This window comes from Bacteroides intestinalis (assembly GCF_003464595.1).
Classification (GTDB): Bacteria; Bacteroidota; Bacteroidia; order Bacteroidales; family Bacteroidaceae; genus Bacteroides; species Bacteroides intestinalis_A.
The window spans coordinates 115,110-131,304 of record NZ_QRZF01000007.1 but is presented as its reverse complement, the minus strand read 5'-3'; the positions used below and the strand labels follow the sequence as shown (position 1 = coordinate 131,304).

Below are 16,195 nucleotides of genomic sequence, written 5' to 3'. Positions count from 1 at the left end.
TCGATTTTTGACTGTTTCGGATCGGAAAGTATGGGGGTACTTTCCGATCTTTTTTGTAGGGGTAATTAGTAGACTGTTTCTTCTATTTCATAATGCTTTTCTATTTAAGGGGTTAGTACTAAATTTTAAGGTTTTATTTTTGATATCAAATTATTTCTCGTAAATAAAAATCGAGTCTTTTTCTTCATTGATACTGAACTCAAAAGGATGATCTTTTGAAATGGTTCGAAGAATATGCTCTATGCCGTCCTGCTCGCGGAATTTTCCGGTACAACTATCATAATTCAGCAATTTAGGATCGGAAACGGTTATTTTTACATTATAGTATTTTTCTAGTTTGGTAAGGATGCAGCTGAACGGTACATCATCAAAGCAATATAATCCTTCTTTCCACCGTAAGTATTCGTAAGAAGGAAGTATAACCTTTTTGCATTTCCCGTCATAGTTTCCAAAGAATTCATCTTTTTGCAAACGGGTGATGACTTTGTTGTTATTGGCGGGATAAATGTCCACAATACCTTCTACGAGGGTAGTTTCGAATTCTTTGCTGTCTTTATAGGCACAAACATTGAAGCAGGTACCTACTACCTTTACTTTATTCATTTCGGTGTGTACATAGAAGGGGATATCTTTATTTTTTGCCACTTCAAAATAGGCTTCACCATCCAGTTCCACGTTTCTTTCGCTACGTCCGAAGTTGGAGGCATAAGTTAATGTGGACTGTGCATTCAACCATACACGTGTACCGTCAGCAAGGGTGATTTGTGCACGTTGCCCGGCAGGGACAGTAATGGTTTGCGGTTGGGCGAGTTGATTATAGAGGTAATCGTTTGTCATGAAGTAGCCGCATACACCTATGATGATAACGGCAGCTACGCGCATTCCCCATTTGAGTATCGGAGCCAGACGGAATGTCTTTTTCTTGCTACTCTGTCTGTCAGAGAATAGGGCCACATCAAATATCATACGCTCTTTCAGGAAAGCTTCTCGGTTTTCCTCCGAGGCTTCCACCCAATCAAGGATGCGCTTTTCTTCTTCAATGGTGGCAGTTCCTCTAAAATACTTATATAATAGTTCTTGGTTCATGACGTACTTAAATGGTTAATTAAATAAGGGAGGTTTTTCCTGCCCTTCTATAATTAATACAGGTAAGTTCGTCACTACCCTAACGGGAAATGAAACTTTTTTTTGTTTTATGAAATAATAAAGCTATTTACTGCATCAATCTACTGCGTTGGGAATGATGGATACAATGTAGCATTCGTCCGAAGCTTCGGCTTTAAATAGATTGTAAGCAATGCCTATGGCTTCCTCCGGAGAGTTTGCTTCAATATTCTTGTTGACATTCAGGGTTTCAAAAATTTGTTCTCCCTCGATAAGCACGTAGTATATTATTACAATATATCTCATAACTACCATGTTTAATAGCCAGCAATATTACTGATGCTGCAAACATATGCCTTTTATTTATATTATCAAAGAAAAGCAGAAGAGTTTTATCAGAGAAGAATAGAAGTCAGATAATCTTTTAGTTCCACACGAAGAATACGTAAAGCTTTAGTGATATGGAACTCCACTGTTTTGAGGGAAACGTTCAGTTGTTCTGCTATTTTTTTATTCGGTAGGTTGCTATAACGGCTGAGCATGAATATTTCGCGGCTTTGAGGTGGCATCTTTTCCAGAGCTTTATTTACGATGTGCTGTATCTCTGTGCTGAATATTTTGTCGGGTTCGCAATCCTTTAAAGTAGCAATGCGCAAATCCAGTTCGCGCTGACGGTGCGAATTCAGATCTTCCTCAATACGTAGACGTGTTTGTTCACGTTCCAGGTAGTTGAGAGCTTTATTCTTAATAATGGTAAGGAGCAGGGAATGCAGACCTTTATCTTCTTCCCAGCGGTCGCGGCATTCCCATAGAGAGATCATGGATTCCATCAAAATATCCTCTGCTTCTGCCCAACTTCTAGTATAGGAGTAGGCAAAGGCAAGGAATTTTTCCTGGTTCTCCCGAAAGAAACGAGAAAATAAATCCATAGTATGTAGGCTTCCGGCTAAAGGCATTTTTAAATATTCTCTTTCTTATTTAAGGTTAATATTGTAAAGTAACATAATCTTTTTGGAATACGCAAAAGTATGAAAAGATTTTTCTGGTTTCCCTCTTTCTTTTTTTGCAAAAAGAAAGCCCGACGGAACTCCGTCGGGCTTTGTATACTAAAGAATAAGGAATTTCTTATTTCTTTTCAGGTCTTTCCTGTCTTTCCGGTCTCGGAAGCAATACTTTCCGGGAAAGCTTGAACTTACCGGTCTTCGGGTCGATATCGAGTAATTTCACTTCGATTTCGTCACCTTCTTTGATACCGGCTTCTTCTACTGTTTCCAGACGTTTCCAGTCGATTTCAGAGATGTGGAGTAAACCGTCTTTACCCGGGAGGAATTCTACGAAAGCACCATAAGGCATTACGGAACGTACCTTGCCTTTGTATACTTCACCAACTTCCGGTACAGCAACGATGCCCTTAATCAAACGCATAGCGTCATCAATGCTCTTCTTGTTGGTTCCGGAGATTTCGATTCTTCCGATATTGTCTACCTCTTCGATAGTGATTGTAGCACCTGTTTCTTCCTGCATACCTTGGATAATCTTTCCACCAGGGCCGATTACCGCACCAATGAATTCTTTAGGAATAGTCATCGTTTCAATACGCGGAGCATGAGGTTTCAGTTCTTCACGTGGTTCCTGAATGGTTTCCAGAATCTTACCGAGGATGTGCATACGTCCTTCTTTGGCTTGGTTCAAAGCACGTTCCAGAATATCGAATGACAGACCGTCTACCTTAATATCCATCTGAGTGGCGGTGATACCATTCTTGGTTCCTGTTACTTTGAAGTCCATGTCGCCCAGGTGGTCTTCATCACCGAGGATATCGGACAATACGGCATATTTGTCTTCACCCGGATTTTTAATCAATCCCATAGCGATACCTGATACCGGTTGTTTGATCTTCACACCTGCATCCATCAATGCCAGTGTTCCGGCACATACGGTAGCCATGGAAGAAGAACCGTTAGATTCAAGAATATCGGATACTACGCGTACTACATACGGATAGTCTGCTGGGATTTGACCTTTCAGTGCACGCCATGCCAAGTGTCCGTGACCAATTTCACGACGACCTACGCCACGTTGTGCTTTTGCTTCTCCGGTAGAGAATGGAGGGAAGTTATAGTGAAGCAAGAAACGTTCTTTGCCATGTTCCAGTACATCGTCGATAATCTTCTCATCCAGTTTGGTACCCAAGGTAACAGTAGACAGAGATTGAGTCTCACCACGAGTGAAGACTGCAGAACCGTGAGGTCCGGGCAGGTAGCTGATTTCGCTCCAGATAGGGCGGATTTCGTCAGTCTTACGTCCGTCAAGGCGCTTGCCTTCGTCCAGGATGCTGCGGCGCATAGCCTCTTTCTCTACATCATGGTAGTAACGGTCGATCAGTGCTGCTTTTTCGCTCAATTCTTCTTCGCTGAACTGTGCTTTGAATTCTTCGCGGATAGCATCGAAAGCATCCATGCGTTCGTGCTTATTTTTGTTGCCGGAAGCTGCAATAGCATAAGCTTTTGCATAACAAGCCTCGTGAACAGCTTTGCGCAGTTCTTCATCGTTTACTTCGTGGCAATATTCGCGTTTTACGGTAGAACCCACTGCTTCTGCCAATTCTTTCTGAGCTTGACATTGTACTTTGATTGCTTCGTGAGCTGCTTTCATGGCGTTCAACAAGTCAAGTTCGGAAACTTCACTCATTTCACCTTCTACCATCATGATGTTTTCATAAGTGGCACCTACCATAAGGTCCATGTCTGCTTCTTCCAACTGGTCGAAAGTCGGGTTGATAACGAATTTTCCGTTGATGCGTGCTACACGTACTTCGGAAATCGGTCCGTTGAAAGGAATATCTGAAACAGCGAGGGCAGCAGAAGCTGCAAGTCCTGCCAAGGCATCAGGCATATCAACGCCGTCGGCAGAATAGAGGATGATGTTTACATATACCTCTGCGTGATAATTATCGGGGAATAAGGGGCGGAGAGCACGGTCTACAAGGCGGCAAGTCAGGATTTCATAATCCGAAGCGCGTCCTTCACGCTTGGTGAAACCGCCGGGAAAACGTCCGAATGCGGAGAATTTTTCTTTGTACTCTACCTGTAACGGCATGAAATCTGTTCCGGGAACTGCGTCCTTAGCGGCACAAACAGTAGCAAGAAGCATGGTGTTACCCATACGAAGCATTACAGAACCGTCTGCCTGTTTTGCCAGCTTTCCCGTTTCGAGTGTGATGGTTCTGCCATCAGGAAGCTCGATCGTCTTAACAATTGGGTTAATCATAAAAAATGTTTTATCTATATTTTCTTTCAAAATTCGTGCAAAGATACATATTAATTCATGTAATCAGGTGGGAATGAGATAAAAAAGTTTATAATTGACTATTTTTTTGAGTTTCCGTGTGGAAGATGCAATGAAAATGCTTTGACTAAACTTGAAAAGAGCTATATTTGCACGTTCGTTCTAATAGAAATTAAGAAGCTAAATATGAAAAAGATCTGTATTGTTGCGCTTGCCGCTTTGGCTTTGAGCGCATGTAATTCTGAACCGAAATTCAAAGTTGAAGGCGAAGTTTCAGGTGCCGACGGTAAAATGCTGTATCTGGAAGCTGCTGCTTTGGAGGGTATCGTACCCTTGGATTCTGTTAAATTGAAGGGTGACGGTTCTTTCAGTTTCAAACAAACACGTCCGGAGTCTCCGGAATTTTACCGCCTTCGTGTGGACGACAAGGTTATCAATTTCTCAGTAGATTCTACGGAAACTATCGGATTGAAAGCTCCGTATACTGATTTTGCTACTGCTTATACGGTGGAGGGATCGGCAAATAGTACCAAGATAAAAGAACTGACATTGAAACAAGTGCAGTTGCAAAATGAGGTGAATGAGTTGGTGAAGAAGATGCAAGCTCATCAGATAGGTGCTGATGTGTTTGAAGAGAAACTGGCTACCTTGATGAAGGACTATAAAGATGAAGTGAAAACAAAATATATATTTTCTGCTCCCAACACGGCGGCTGCTTATTTTGCTTTATTCCAGAAGCTGAATAATTATCTTATTTTCGATCCTTTGAATAGTAAAGAAGATATCAAGTGCTTTGCTGCTGTAGCAACCAGCCTGAATAACTATTATCCGCATGCTGTACGCTCTAAGAACCTTTATAATATTGTGATTAAGGGAATGAAGAATACCCGTACGCCGCAACAGAAAGTTCTGGAGTTGCCGGAAGAGGCGATTTCTGAAACTGGTATCATTGATATCGCTCTCCGTGATATGAAAGGTAACACTCATAAACTGAGTGAACTGAAAGGCAAAGTCGTATTGCTTGACTTTACTATTTACCAGAGTGCAGCTTCTGCTCCCCATAATTTCTTGTTGAATGACCTTTATACTAAATATAAAGATCAGGGACTGGTGATTTATCAGGTCTCACTGGATGCAGACGAGCATTTCTGGAAAACAACCGCTGACAATCTGCCCTGGATTTGTGTAAGAGATGCCAATGGAATTTACTCAAATGTGGCCGGCATGTATAACGTTAAGGAGGTTCCTTCGCTGTTCCTGATTAACCGGAATAGTGAACTGAGTGCCCGTGGAGAGACCATAAAAGACCTGGATGCTGCTGTGAAAGCACTGCTGTAACTTGTTATAAATTAGAAGTTTTTATTTAAATATGTTACATAGCAGCAATTTTTGCTTGACACGCATTGTTTAAAAGGCTATCTTTGCAAAAGAAAAATCGAAAGAGGGTTCCAGCATGCTGACCATGTTGGAATTCTTTTTTGTTATATAATACCATTTAGAAACTAAAAAGGAGGAAAAAGTATGGCTTATATGTCAGAAGATGGCTACAAGAAATTGATGGCCGAACTGAAAGAATTGGAGACGGTAGAACGTCCTAAGATTTCGGCTGCAATAGCCGAAGCACGTGACAAAGGTGACCTGTCGGAGAATGCAGAGTATGATGCTGCCAAAGAGGCTCAGGGCATGCTTGAGATGAAAATCAATAAATTGAAGACGATTATAGCAGATGCCAAGATTATTGATGAGTCTAAGCTGAAAACAGACTCCGTGCAGATATTGAACAAGGTAGAGCTGAAGAACGTGAAGAACGGCATGAAGATGACCTACACTATCGTTTCGGAAAGCGAAGCCAACCTGAAAGAAGGTAAGATTTCTGTTAACACGCCCATTGCGCAAGGCTTGCTTGGCAAGAAGGTAGGTGAGGTAGCCGAGATCAAAGTACCGCAGGGTATGGTTAACCTTGAAGTAATGAACATATCATTTTAATGTAAAGGCAGGTCCGCATGCGGGCTTGCCTTAATTTATATATCATAAAAGCTATGGCAACAATATTCAGTAGAATTATCGCAGGTGAAATACCGAGCTATAAGGTGGCAGAGGATGATAAGTTCTTTGCGTTTCTGGACATCAATCCGTTGGTGAAAGGTCATACGTTGGTCGTTCCCAAGCAGGAAGTGGATTATATCTTTGATTTGAGTGACGAAGATTTGGCAGCAATGCATGTTTTCGCCAAGAAAGTGGCACGTGCCATCGAGAAAGCTTTTCCTTGTAAGAAAGTGGGTGAAGCAGTGATTGGTTTAGAAGTACCTCATGCGCATATACATCTCATTCCTATCCAGAAAGAATCGGATATGCTGTTCTCTAATCCGAAGCTGAAGCTTTCTGATGAAGAATTTAAAGCAATTGCCGAAGCGATTCGTACAGCGCTCTAAAAATAAAACTCCTTCCTTTTGATAATAAGAACGGGGACTGAAGTAAATTCAGTCCCCGTTTCCTTTATTTCGGTTTGAAAGTCTGTGCTTTCAATTCTCATTTCCCGGTTAAATATAATCTTCACCCAATTTTATTTGTGCATCGTTTACATATTTACGAATGGAATGTTCTTCGTCTTTTTTGCAGATGAGCAGCACATTGTCTGACTCGGCAATAAGATAACCTTCCAGTCCGTCGATGACAGCGAGCTTATTTTCTGGGAGTACTACAACATTTCCTTTGCTATTGTATAATAATGACTGGCATTTCAGCGTCACATTTCCTTCCTCATCTTTTGGAGACAAGTCGTAAAGGGAACCCCATGTTCCTAAGTCGGACCAACCGAAATCTCCTAATGAAACATATACATTGTCGGCCTTTTCCATGATACCGAAGTCAACGGAGACATTGGGGCATGCAGGGAAGTTCTCATCGATAAAAGCCTTTTCGGCTGGAGTGCCATATACGTCTTTACCCGGAACCAATTTAGAAGCCAGTTCGGGGAGTAATGCTTCTACAGCTTTAATGACAGAGTTTACATTCCACATAAAGAGTCCGGAGTTCCAATAAAATTCTCCGCTTTCTACGAATACTTTAGCTAATTCCAACTCCGGTTTTTCGGTGAAGGTTTTCACTTTGTAGAAATTATCTCCGCTTTGTTCGGCTATCTGTATATAGCCATAGCCTGTTTCAGGACGATTTGGTTTGATGCCGAGGGTAAGTAGTTTTTCTGATTGTGATACGAAAGATAAGCCTCTTTCGATAGCATCAAGGAATTCACCCTCTTTCAGAATCAAATGGTCGGATGGAGCTACCACAATATTTGCATTCGGGTTCAATGCGCGGATGTGATAGGCTGCCCATGCAATGCACGGAGCTGTATTTCTGCGTGTAGGTTCCAGTAATATCTGTTCAGGATTCAATTCGGGCAGTTGCTCCTTTACGAGGTCGGCATACAGGTCGTTTGTAACAATAAGTATGTTCTCCGTAGGAATAACTTTGTTGAAGCGGTCGAAAGTCTGTTGTAAGAGTGATCTTCCTGTGCCGAAGAAGTCCAGAAACTGTTTTGGAAGTGTTTTTCGACTGAATGGCCAGAACCGGCTACCGATGCCGCCCCCCATGATAACACAAAAATTATCCTTATTTGTTGTCATATCGTTTGTTTTAAAAGTTTCTGCTAAAGTACACTATATTTTGGAAACATGGAATGTTTGCAGAATGTTTTATGACTTTTTTCTCCTTTTTTTAGGAAAAGTATTGCAGGTTTAGAAAAAAGCTGTATCTTTGCACCGCAATTGAGAAATCAAGCATGCCCAGATGGCGGAATCGGTAGACGCGCTGGTCTCAAACACCAGTGGATTCACTTCCATCCCGGTTCGACCCCGGGTCTGGGTACTGAGGCGGAGAAAGTTGAAAAACTCTCTCCGCTTTTCTTTTCTACTCCTCGTAACTTGTTGGTTTGGACTATGACTACCTTTACTCTCTTATTACCCACTCCACAGCCATTGAAGGCTCTACGCTTACCGAATTGGATACCCAACTGCTCTTTGATGAGGGGCTGACGGCAAAAGGAAAACCGTTGGCGTATCACCTGATGAATGAAGATTTGAATTATTTTCTCTCTTTGTTTGGTTCTATTTTTTTATCAATTAAATTGCAATTGGAAAAATATTCGTGGTATTGTTGGTTACCAGAGTTGATAATAAATAGATAGTTTTGACAACGTGTGATACCTGTATATACTAACTCGTCAGAAAATTCATAAGGTCGTGTGTTAGCTAATTTTTTTGTTGCTTTCAGATTATCTTCTACAACCAAAAACAAAACAGGACTTTCCCATCCTTTAAAAGAATGTATGGTAGATAATTTAATGGTTCCTCTATTCATCCAAAAATTAGCTTTCCTGTTTTTTCTTATTTTTAGTATTTTAGCGTTACTTTCAAACCCAGTTTTGGCTTTTGGGTATAATTTCATAAATTCTTCTCTGGTTTCAAACATAATGTTTGTTTTTTCTTTGCTTTCTGTTCGTAACATATAATCCAGTTTGCGTAACATCCTGATGCGAGAAGACAAAATTGTCACATCATTAGAATTAAATCTATGCTCTTTTATCTGTTGATAAATATAAGTAGCAATGTTATTGTCTTCTTTGATATTTTCTTCAATGGGATAATAATGGTATTCAATGTAAGGCTCATCAAATAAAGACATCATCGCATTAGTCTCAATTTGCTGTTCTACTATATATTTATCCGCAAAGAAATGTTTTTGAAAATCAGTTACTAATAATGCTATTTTTTGAGATAAACGATAGCTTTTATTTAACTTTCTATCCCAAGCACCAGTTTGTACTGGTATTCTAGGCATTTTATCATTATCTAGTTCTCTGGAATAGATATTTTGTTTTTCATCGGCAAATGCAACAATTTCAGCATTATCACTAGCAAAATAGTTCATAATAATCCTTATCCAATTTTTTTGATAGTCTTGGGTCTCATCTATCAGTATTGTTTCGTATTTACGTAACTCTTCTTGGTGGTTTTCAAAAAGTTGAAGATTTGAATATACATGCAAATCTGCCAATTTATTATATTCTTCTTTTGAAGAAATGAATCTACTATTTCCTTCTTCATCTTTAAGAAAATCAAACTCAAGCCCAACATTATTCATATTATTATTAATGAAGTCGTGGTAATTACTTATATGAAAGTATTCCCAAGCAAACTCTTGACGAACTGCACTAATCTTATCGTGAATGTAATTCCTAAGTGTTATGTTGTAAGTTAAAATGAGTACACAATTATGCGTCCTCTTATGGGCATTTACTGCTCTTTCTGCTAAAACCAATGTTTTACCAGAGCCTGCTACCCCCTTGATTCTTTTTCTCGCACCTTCTTCACTTTTTGCTAATAATTCTTGCTCTTTCGATAATTTATAACCGAGTCCTTCTTCTATTGTATGATAGGACGGTTTCAGTATGCGTACAAAACTGTTATATAATTCATCTGTAAAATAATGGCTTTTTTTGCTTATCCATCGCTTCTCAAAAATAGCGTCCATTATTTCTTTCTTTAAAGCATCATTTCCAATTATGGTAAAATTCTTATTAAGGAAAGTCTTGTATTTATCTGTAGGCTTTGCTCCTTTACAAAAGTTTTGTGCATATTCAGTCGTATGGCAATGAAAATATACAGCGCAACTCACCACATACCAATATTTATAATCCTTTAAATGTAAACTCAATAAAGAATCGATATGCAAATCATATAAGTTTTTCTTATATTTCAAAACTTGGTTAAGTGGGTTGTTCTTATACACGGAATTGTTACAATTTACTATCCAATTTCCCTTCTCGTTTACATGATAATTTGATAAATCCCAATCTTTTACCTCGAAAATCATAACACCTCCCCCTTTGTGAATTACTATAATGTCAGGCAAATCTCCATTTAAAAATGGCTGAAAGAATATCTCATATTCATGATCATAGGCATTTAACAAAAAAGAGAGTAAGGCTTTTTCACCAGAAGTAGCTTCTGGTTTTCGCTTTCTAATAACTTCAATAGAAGGATAAAGTGTTGCCATACTTTGTACTTTTTTAAGTTATATATAAGAATATAAGTGTGCATCTCACATCTTACACTCAGAAATCATCGGTTTTTGAAAAAAGAATCTATATCATTGTTTGTCTTTTCATATAACTCTTAATATAACCATAACTGGATAATGTTCAATCTGTCCAATTTTTAGAATCACTTTACTTTGTTCATAGAGTATGGGTTATTCCTTTTTCAGAACCTTTGAACCAATTTGATAATTCCATGTCAAACTTAATAAGCTATGGCATAAAGGTACAAAAAAGGAGTAAATCAAGTATAATTTGATTACCCCTTTCTATTCAATTTGAGTATATTAACACTTTACAATCTGTATCCTTTACTCTTTCTCGGAACTTCGGTAGATTTTCGTAAACTATGCTGAAGTTTGCTAAATTCTTCTTTGAACCATTCCCCTATCGGCTGCTTGTTTATGGTCAGCAACAATTTGCTATCATCGGTCGGACTTTTCTCTACCTTGAAGATGTCGTTCCTAATTTCAAACTTCCGTTTATGTGTCTTGTCCTAGTATAGGTGGTTCTTCATCACTTTGGTTGAAGACTTTTATTTGTTAGTACCATTTTTCTTTTTAGCAGTTCTAATCCCGCCCTTCCATACATCATGCGTTTAATCGTTTTTAATTTATTGACGAGCCCCTCTATTATTCCATTTGACTGAGTGTAATCAATTGCGTTTTTCACCAGGACGAGACAGTTCAAGTTATAAATGCGATACTTTTTTCTATTTCATCAGCGTTATACCTGATCCTATTTCACAATTAGTGTTCAATACGGATATAAACAACAAAAAGATGAACGTAATATGCAAATTTGCCATTGGATATTTCTTAGGCATTTATTTTTTCCTAACTTTGCAAAGGATAGTTGAGAAGCTTTTGCCATTTTATATTTTAATATTTACCCAATATGCCAAATCAGAATACATTTCTGTATCCCCCTTTGACATTTCGAATACTTGCGGTTGCTATTTTCGCTTGTTTATTTCTGGTGCCCAAGACGATGGCTGATACAAAAGATCAAGAGTATATTGTTCTTATCAGTTCTTCCACTTTTCGTGAGAAATGGGCTTATGATCTACTTGAAACCGTAGAAAAGGCATTCAATGAAGAAAAATTGGTGAAGGTATATTCGGAGACTCTCACAACATGGCATTTCAATAATCAACAGGAAATAGATCAGAAGGTTGATTATCTAAAGGATAAATATTCTGTGCCTCCCCAAGCTGTCATATTTGTAGGTGATCCGGGATGGTACGTTTGTAAACCGCTTTTTGACACTATCTGGAAAGGAGTACCTACAATTATTTGCCACTCGATGCCGCATACGTCGGCTGATATAAATAAGTACTACAATGGCGAATATATACCTGAAGATCAGATTATCACTAGACCGGAAATGCTGGAACGGTATAATGTGACTGCCATAAATATTCCTGTTTGTATCAAAGAAACCATAGAATTGATGAAGGAGATTACTCCTGAAATGAAAAAGGTTATCTTGTTATCGGATGACAGATTTATCTGTTCTCTAATTCGGAAAAAAGCAGAAGAAATACATCAGCAATACTTTTCTGATTTGGATATGGAATTTATTACATATCCTCAGACAAATACAGAAACAATGCTTCGCATGATTAATGAGTGTGGTAAAGAGACAGGTATTATCTACTGTTCGTGGGTGAATGTAGCCAGTCAGAATTTGTCTGAAAAGTATTATCCTGATGAGAGAATGCATTCTTATATTTCCGGTATAGTTAAAAAGCCGGTATTCTCGTTGTCTGACCAGTTCACAAGGGTTCATGCTTTATTTGCCGGTGGACATTATATAGGCAGTTCCGATGTGGAAAGTACCGTTATCGGTGAAATTAGAGGTGCACTGAAAAAGGATGGTACATACGGGGCGAAAACGGTTGTTGCCGGTACGCCCAATACCTATCTTAATTACCAGACATTGCTTGACAAGGGAGTTCCATTAGATAACTTTCCTAAAAATGCGGTTTATTGTGATGTTCCGCCCAGTTTTATCCAAAAGAATATTATTTATGTTGTGATTGTGTTGGGTACTGCTATTGTCCTACTGCTATTTTACTTTATGCACAAGCGTATCAAAAAAGTGAGAGAAACGGAGTGGCAAGAGCATCTGCATTTGCTTGAAAATATTCTCGATAACCTTCCTATTGCAGCCAAGGTGAAAGATGTCGATAATGATATGCGTTATACTTTTATAAACAAAAAGGCTGAAGAGCTCTTTGAATATCCAGCTAAGGAGGCGATTGGAAGAACTGATTTCGATATAATGCCTGAGGCTGCAACGATGATCAGGAAAGAAGATGAAGAATTGGTAAGAACGGGAATTGCCCAATTTGGTACCAGGCGTTTCTTTACGAATAAGAACGAGGAACGGTTTACTTTCCAGAATAATAATATAGTTTCATTTTCCGACGGGCGTAAGTGGATTCTCTATACAGCCTGGGATATTACAGACCAGAAGATTCTGGAACGCAAACTGCGCCTGGCTAAGGAAGAGGCTGAAGAGTCGAACCGGATTAAATCGGCTTTTCTGGCTAATATGAGCCATGAGATACGTACTCCTCTCAATGCAATAGTTGGTTTTTCGAGTATACTGGCTGAAGATGTATCGGAAGAAGAACGGATAGAATACCTCAGTATCATTAGTAAGAACAATGATATATTATTGCAACTGATCAATGACATCCTGGATTTATCAAAGATAGAAGCCGGTACACTGGAATATGTCTATGCGAATATAGACGTAAATAAGATGTTGTCTGAAATAGAACAGGCTGCCAGGATGAGACAACCGAATGCGAATGTGGCTATATGTGCAGTGACGCCTATGCCGGATCTTCTTTTATATACTGACCAGCGTAGAATTACTCAGGTACTGAATAATTTCATCAGCAATGCCATGAAGTTTACAAATACAGGGAGTATCACGTTCGGGTATGAAGAGCCCAAAGATGGTTATATACGCTTCTTTGTGACAGATACCGGTACCGGTATCCCTCCTGAAAAAGTGGCGGATATATTCAACCGTTTTGTAAAGCTCGATTCTTTCAAACAAGGAACCGGACTTGGACTGGCTATTTCACAGAATATCGTGAAGGAACTCAAAGGCGAGATCGGAGTGCTGTCTGAGTTGGGTAAAGGTTCTACTTTCTGGTTTACGCTGCCTTATGAAAAGATGGGTGCACACCGTTCCATCCTTCCATAAGTGATTTCTAATCATTTTCTAATCTCGTATAAGTTTATTATAATCCGTTCCGGAAGCCTTAATTTTTAAGGAGTTGTACTTTTGCCTCAAAATTGATAAAACAATGATGAGGCAGATTACATTTACCCTTTTTCTTATTTTCTCATGCAGCCTGTGGGCGCAATCGAATCCGTTAAAGTTGACGATGAAGGAGGCGGAGGAACTTTTCCGTACCCACAATCTTTTACTGGTTGCCGAATATTACAATGTAGACATGGCACAGGCACAAGTGGTGCAGGCTAAATTATTTAATAACCCCGTTATCACATTGGAGCAGAATATTTATAACCGCCTGAACGGTAAGTATTTTGATTTGGGGAAAGAAGGAGAGTCCGGAGTGCAGATAGAACAAGCCATCAATCTTGCTGGACAACGAAACAAACGAATACGTCTGGAAAAGATCAATCACCAATCCGCTTTATTGCAATTTGAGGAAGTAGCACGCACCTTAAACAGTGAGTTGAAGGAAACCTGTGTCGAAATGTATTTCCTAACCAAGTCCGTGCAGATTTATGATAAAGAGATCACTTCTTTAGAGGAACTGCTTCTATTCTATAAGAATATGGCAGAGAAGGGGAATATTTCATTGTTGGAATTATCCCGTATGCAGGCATTACTGTTATCACTGAGAAAGGAGAAGAATGATGCAGTAAATGAGTTGGTATCGAAGAGGGGGAATCTGAAGATGTTATTAAACTTGCCGGTCACTCAGGAGATAGAAATACTTTTGGATGAAACGATGCTGAGCCGGTTGGAATTGTCTGGTCTGTCACTTGCCGATCTGGATTCCTTGTTACCTTCCCGCCCCGACCAACGGTTGGCTTTCTCCATGCTTGAGGCTTCCAAAGCGAATTTGAAGTTACAGCGTTCATTGGCCGCTCCGGAGTTTGCCATTCAGGGTATTTACGACCGTGCAGGAAACTTCATCAACAATTATTTTGCCGTAGGTCTTAGCTTCTCTGTTCCTATTTTCAATCGAAATCAGGGTAATATCAAGTCAGCCAAACTGGAGATAGAAAAGAGCCTGAAAGAGAAAGAATACACAGAGAACAGGGCAAACTCGGAACTGTATGTGGCGTATTCCCGTCTGGAAAAGGCTATGGAACTTTATCAATCAGCAGACGATGACTTGGAAAAGAACTTCAACCGGTTGATTGAAGGGGTGAACGAGAATTTCCGTAAGCGTAATATCAGTATGCTGGAATTTGTCGATTATTACGAGAGTTATAAGGAAACAAGTTTGCAATTGTATGAGACCCGGAAAGATGTTTTTCTGGCCATGGAGAACTTGAATACGGTAGTAGGACGAAATATATTTAATTACTAAGCAATGGATATGAACAGGATTTTACAGGTTTTTATAGGTGCAGTACTATTCTTGAGCAGTTGCTCGACAAAAGATAATAATGAAACTTCAGTATCTCCGGAGGCGTGTCTGACAGATAGTTTGATGCAAGTTGTCAGCATAGATACCGTACATACACGTATCTTAATCGACGAGTTGACACTGAACGGTCGTGTGACGTTTAATCAGGAGCAAGTGGTACAGGTTTTTCCAATCTTCGGTGGGCGGGTGATTGCTGTGAATGCCGAGGTGGGAGACTACGTACATAAAGGTGAAGTGCTTGCTGTGGTCAAGAGCGGTGAAGTGGCGGAATATGAGAAACAGCTGAAGGATGCAGAACAACAAGTGGCCGTAACCCGCCGCAACTGGGATGTTGCGCAAGATATGTACAATGCCGGCATGGCTTCGGCTCGCGACACATTGCAGGCTCGTCAGGAATTGGTGAGTGCCGTGACGGAGGAAAGACGCCTGAAGGAAGTCTATTCCATCTATAATCTGTCCGATGAATCCAGATATGAGATTAAATCACCGATAACGGGTTTTGTGGTGGAGAAGCATGTGAATAAAGATATGCAGATACGCTCCGACCAGGGTGAAGAACTATTCACGGTATCCGGTCTGGATAATGTCTGGATTATGGGCGATGTATATGAGAGTGATATCCGCAAAGTGAAAGAAGGTGCGCCTGTCCGTATCACGGCATTGGCCTATCCCGGCAGAGAGTTTACAGGGAGTATTGATAAGGTTTACCACATCCTCGATGAAGAAAGTAAAACCATGAGCGTGAGAATTAAACTTCGTAATGTGGATTATCTGTTGAAACCCGGCATGTTTACTAATGTATATGTACAATGCGAATCAACGGATGATACGATGCCCTGCATTGATTTACATGCCCTGATCTTTGAGAATGGAAAGAATTATGTAGTGACGGCAAACGAAGACGGCAAGCTGCAAGTAAAAGAAGTGGAAGTGTATAAACAGTTAAGGAATCGGTGCTATATACAATCCGGCTTGCAGGAGGGCGATCGTATCTTGAATAGAAACACATTGCTGGTATATAACGCATTGAATGCTGAATAACAGATAAAGAATTT

Annotated in this window: 12 protein-coding genes, 1 tRNA gene and 3 pseudogenes; 8 read left to right on the top strand and 8 right to left on the bottom strand. The window is 39.7% G+C overall.

The window, feature by feature from the left end:
* Positions 1-150 precede the first annotated feature (150 nt).
* The 4 genes from DWW10_RS12180 to pnp form a co-directional block, all read right to left on the bottom strand.
* Positions 151-1,086: a FecR family protein gene (locus DWW10_RS12180; protein ID WP_022391483.1), complete on the bottom strand. Its 936-nt coding sequence runs from the start codon at positions 1,084-1,086 to the stop codon at positions 151-153.
* Between the two features lie 135 nt (positions 1,087-1,221).
* Positions 1,222-1,410, bottom strand: a complete 189-nt coding sequence (locus tag DWW10_RS12175; RefSeq protein WP_022391484.1) for a hypothetical protein — start codon at positions 1,408-1,410, stop codon at positions 1,222-1,224.
* A gap of 89 nt (positions 1,411-1,499) precedes the next feature.
* Entirely contained in the window at positions 1,500-2,060 is a 561-nt protein-coding gene (locus DWW10_RS12170; protein ID WP_022391485.1) for an RNA polymerase sigma-70 factor, read from the bottom strand.
* Between the two features lie 169 nt (positions 2,061-2,229).
* On the bottom strand, positions 2,230-4,374 hold the full coding sequence (pnp, locus tag DWW10_RS12165; RefSeq protein ID WP_022391486.1) for a polyribonucleotide nucleotidyltransferase: 2,145 nt from the start codon (positions 4,372-4,374) through the stop codon (positions 2,230-2,232).
* 204 nt (positions 4,375-4,578) lie between these two features.
* Here pnp and DWW10_RS12160 point away from each other — a divergent pair, with 204 nt between their 5' ends.
* From DWW10_RS12160 to DWW10_RS12150, 3 genes are all read left to right on the top strand, one after another.
* Positions 4,579-5,730 (top strand): TlpA disulfide reductase family protein, encoded by a 1,152-nt coding sequence (locus DWW10_RS12160; protein ID WP_022391487.1) that lies wholly within the window; start codon positions 4,579-4,581, stop codon positions 5,728-5,730.
* Between the two features lie 183 nt (positions 5,731-5,913).
* The gene (greA, locus tag DWW10_RS12155) at positions 5,914-6,378 is read left to right on the top strand and encodes a transcription elongation factor GreA (protein WP_007662037.1); all 465 of its coding nucleotides are present in this window, start codon (positions 5,914-5,916) and stop codon (positions 6,376-6,378) included.
* A gap of 53 nt (positions 6,379-6,431) precedes the next feature.
* Positions 6,432-6,824, top strand: a complete 393-nt coding sequence (locus DWW10_RS12150; protein WP_044154835.1) for an HIT family protein — start codon at positions 6,432-6,434, stop codon at positions 6,822-6,824.
* 108 nt (positions 6,825-6,932) lie between these two features.
* On the opposite strand, the gene DWW10_RS12145 is transcribed toward DWW10_RS12150, so the two are convergent.
* Positions 6,933-8,018: a mannose-1-phosphate guanylyltransferase gene (locus tag DWW10_RS12145; protein ID WP_022391489.1), complete on the bottom strand. Its 1,086-nt coding sequence runs from the start codon at positions 8,016-8,018 to the stop codon at positions 6,933-6,935.
* Positions 8,019-8,175: 157 nt separating this feature from the next.
* On the opposite strand from DWW10_RS12145, the gene DWW10_RS12140 reads away from it, so the two are divergent.
* Both DWW10_RS12140 and DWW10_RS12135 read left to right on the top strand, forming a co-directional pair.
* Positions 8,176-8,259 (top strand) — tRNA-Leu (locus tag DWW10_RS12140).
* Between the two features lie 64 nt (positions 8,260-8,323).
* Positions 8,324-8,473, top strand: a pseudogene (locus DWW10_RS12135) (Fic family protein); the annotation flags it as partial.
* Between the two features lie 2 nt (positions 8,474-8,475).
* Here the strand turns inward: DWW10_RS12135 and DWW10_RS12130 are convergent.
* From DWW10_RS12130 to DWW10_RS12120, 3 genes and pseudogenes are all read right to left on the bottom strand, one after another.
* Positions 8,476-10,449: a nuclease-related domain-containing DEAD/DEAH box helicase gene (locus DWW10_RS12130; RefSeq protein ID WP_022391490.1), complete on the bottom strand. Its 1,974-nt coding sequence runs from the start codon at positions 10,447-10,449 to the stop codon at positions 8,476-8,478.
* Positions 10,450-10,784: 335 nt separating this feature from the next.
* Positions 10,785-10,976, bottom strand: a pseudogene (locus DWW10_RS26435) (mobilization protein); the annotation flags it as partial.
* Between the two features lie 29 nt (positions 10,977-11,005).
* Positions 11,006-11,161 (bottom strand): annotated as a pseudogene (locus tag DWW10_RS12120) (transposase); the annotation flags it as partial.
* A 318-nt stretch (positions 11,162-11,479) separates the two neighbouring features.
* Between DWW10_RS12120 and DWW10_RS12115 the strand changes: the two are divergent.
* The 3 genes from DWW10_RS12115 (at position 11,480) to DWW10_RS12105 (ending at position 16,181) form a co-directional block, all read left to right on the top strand.
* Positions 11,480-13,714: a sensor histidine kinase gene (locus DWW10_RS12115; RefSeq protein ID WP_259320475.1), complete on the top strand. Its 2,235-nt coding sequence runs from the start codon at positions 11,480-11,482 to the stop codon at positions 13,712-13,714.
* Between the two features lie 103 nt (positions 13,715-13,817).
* Positions 13,818-15,080 carry a TolC family protein gene (locus DWW10_RS12110; protein WP_022391492.1) on the top strand — a complete coding sequence of 421 codons (1,263 nt, stop codon included), beginning with the start codon at positions 13,818-13,820 and terminating at the stop codon, positions 15,078-15,080.
* 3 nt (positions 15,081-15,083) lie between these two features.
* Positions 15,084-16,181, top strand: coding sequence for an efflux RND transporter periplasmic adaptor subunit (locus DWW10_RS12105; protein ID WP_022391493.1), 1,098 nt, complete (start codon positions 15,084-15,086; stop codon positions 16,179-16,181).
* The last annotated feature ends 14 nt before the right edge of the window (positions 16,182-16,195 follow it).

Coding starts and splice junctions, on each gene's coding strand:
- DWW10_RS12150 (WP_044154835.1), top strand. CDS start 6,432: ATGGCAACAATATTCAGTAGAATTATCGCAGGTGAAATACCGAGCTAT.
- greA (WP_007662037.1), top strand. CDS start 5,914: ATGGCTTATATGTCAGAAGATGGCTACAAGAAATTGATGGCCGAACTG.
- DWW10_RS12175 (WP_022391484.1), bottom strand. CDS start 1,410: ATGAGATATATTGTAATAATATACTACGTGCTTATCGAGGGAGAACAA.
- DWW10_RS12160 (WP_022391487.1), top strand. CDS start 4,579: ATGAAAAAGATCTGTATTGTTGCGCTTGCCGCTTTGGCTTTGAGCGCA.
- DWW10_RS12145 (WP_022391489.1), bottom strand. CDS start 8,018: ATGACAACAAATAAGGATAATTTTTGTGTTATCATGGGGGGCGGCATC.
- DWW10_RS12115 (WP_259320475.1), top strand. CDS start 11,480: ATGGCTGATACAAAAGATCAAGAGTATATTGTTCTTATCAGTTCTTCC.
- DWW10_RS12180 (WP_022391483.1), bottom strand. CDS start 1,086: ATGAACCAAGAACTATTATATAAGTATTTTAGAGGAACTGCCACCATT.
- DWW10_RS12110 (WP_022391492.1), top strand. CDS start 13,818: ATGATGAGGCAGATTACATTTACCCTTTTTCTTATTTTCTCATGCAGC.
- DWW10_RS12130 (WP_022391490.1), bottom strand. CDS start 10,449: ATGGCAACACTTTATCCTTCTATTGAAGTTATTAGAAAGCGAAAACCA.
- pnp (WP_022391486.1), bottom strand. CDS start 4,374: ATGATTAACCCAATTGTTAAGACGATCGAGCTTCCTGATGGCAGAACC.
- DWW10_RS12105 (WP_022391493.1), top strand. CDS start 15,084: ATGGATATGAACAGGATTTTACAGGTTTTTATAGGTGCAGTACTATTC.
- DWW10_RS12170 (WP_022391485.1), bottom strand. CDS start 2,060: ATGCCTTTAGCCGGAAGCCTACATACTATGGATTTATTTTCTCGTTTC.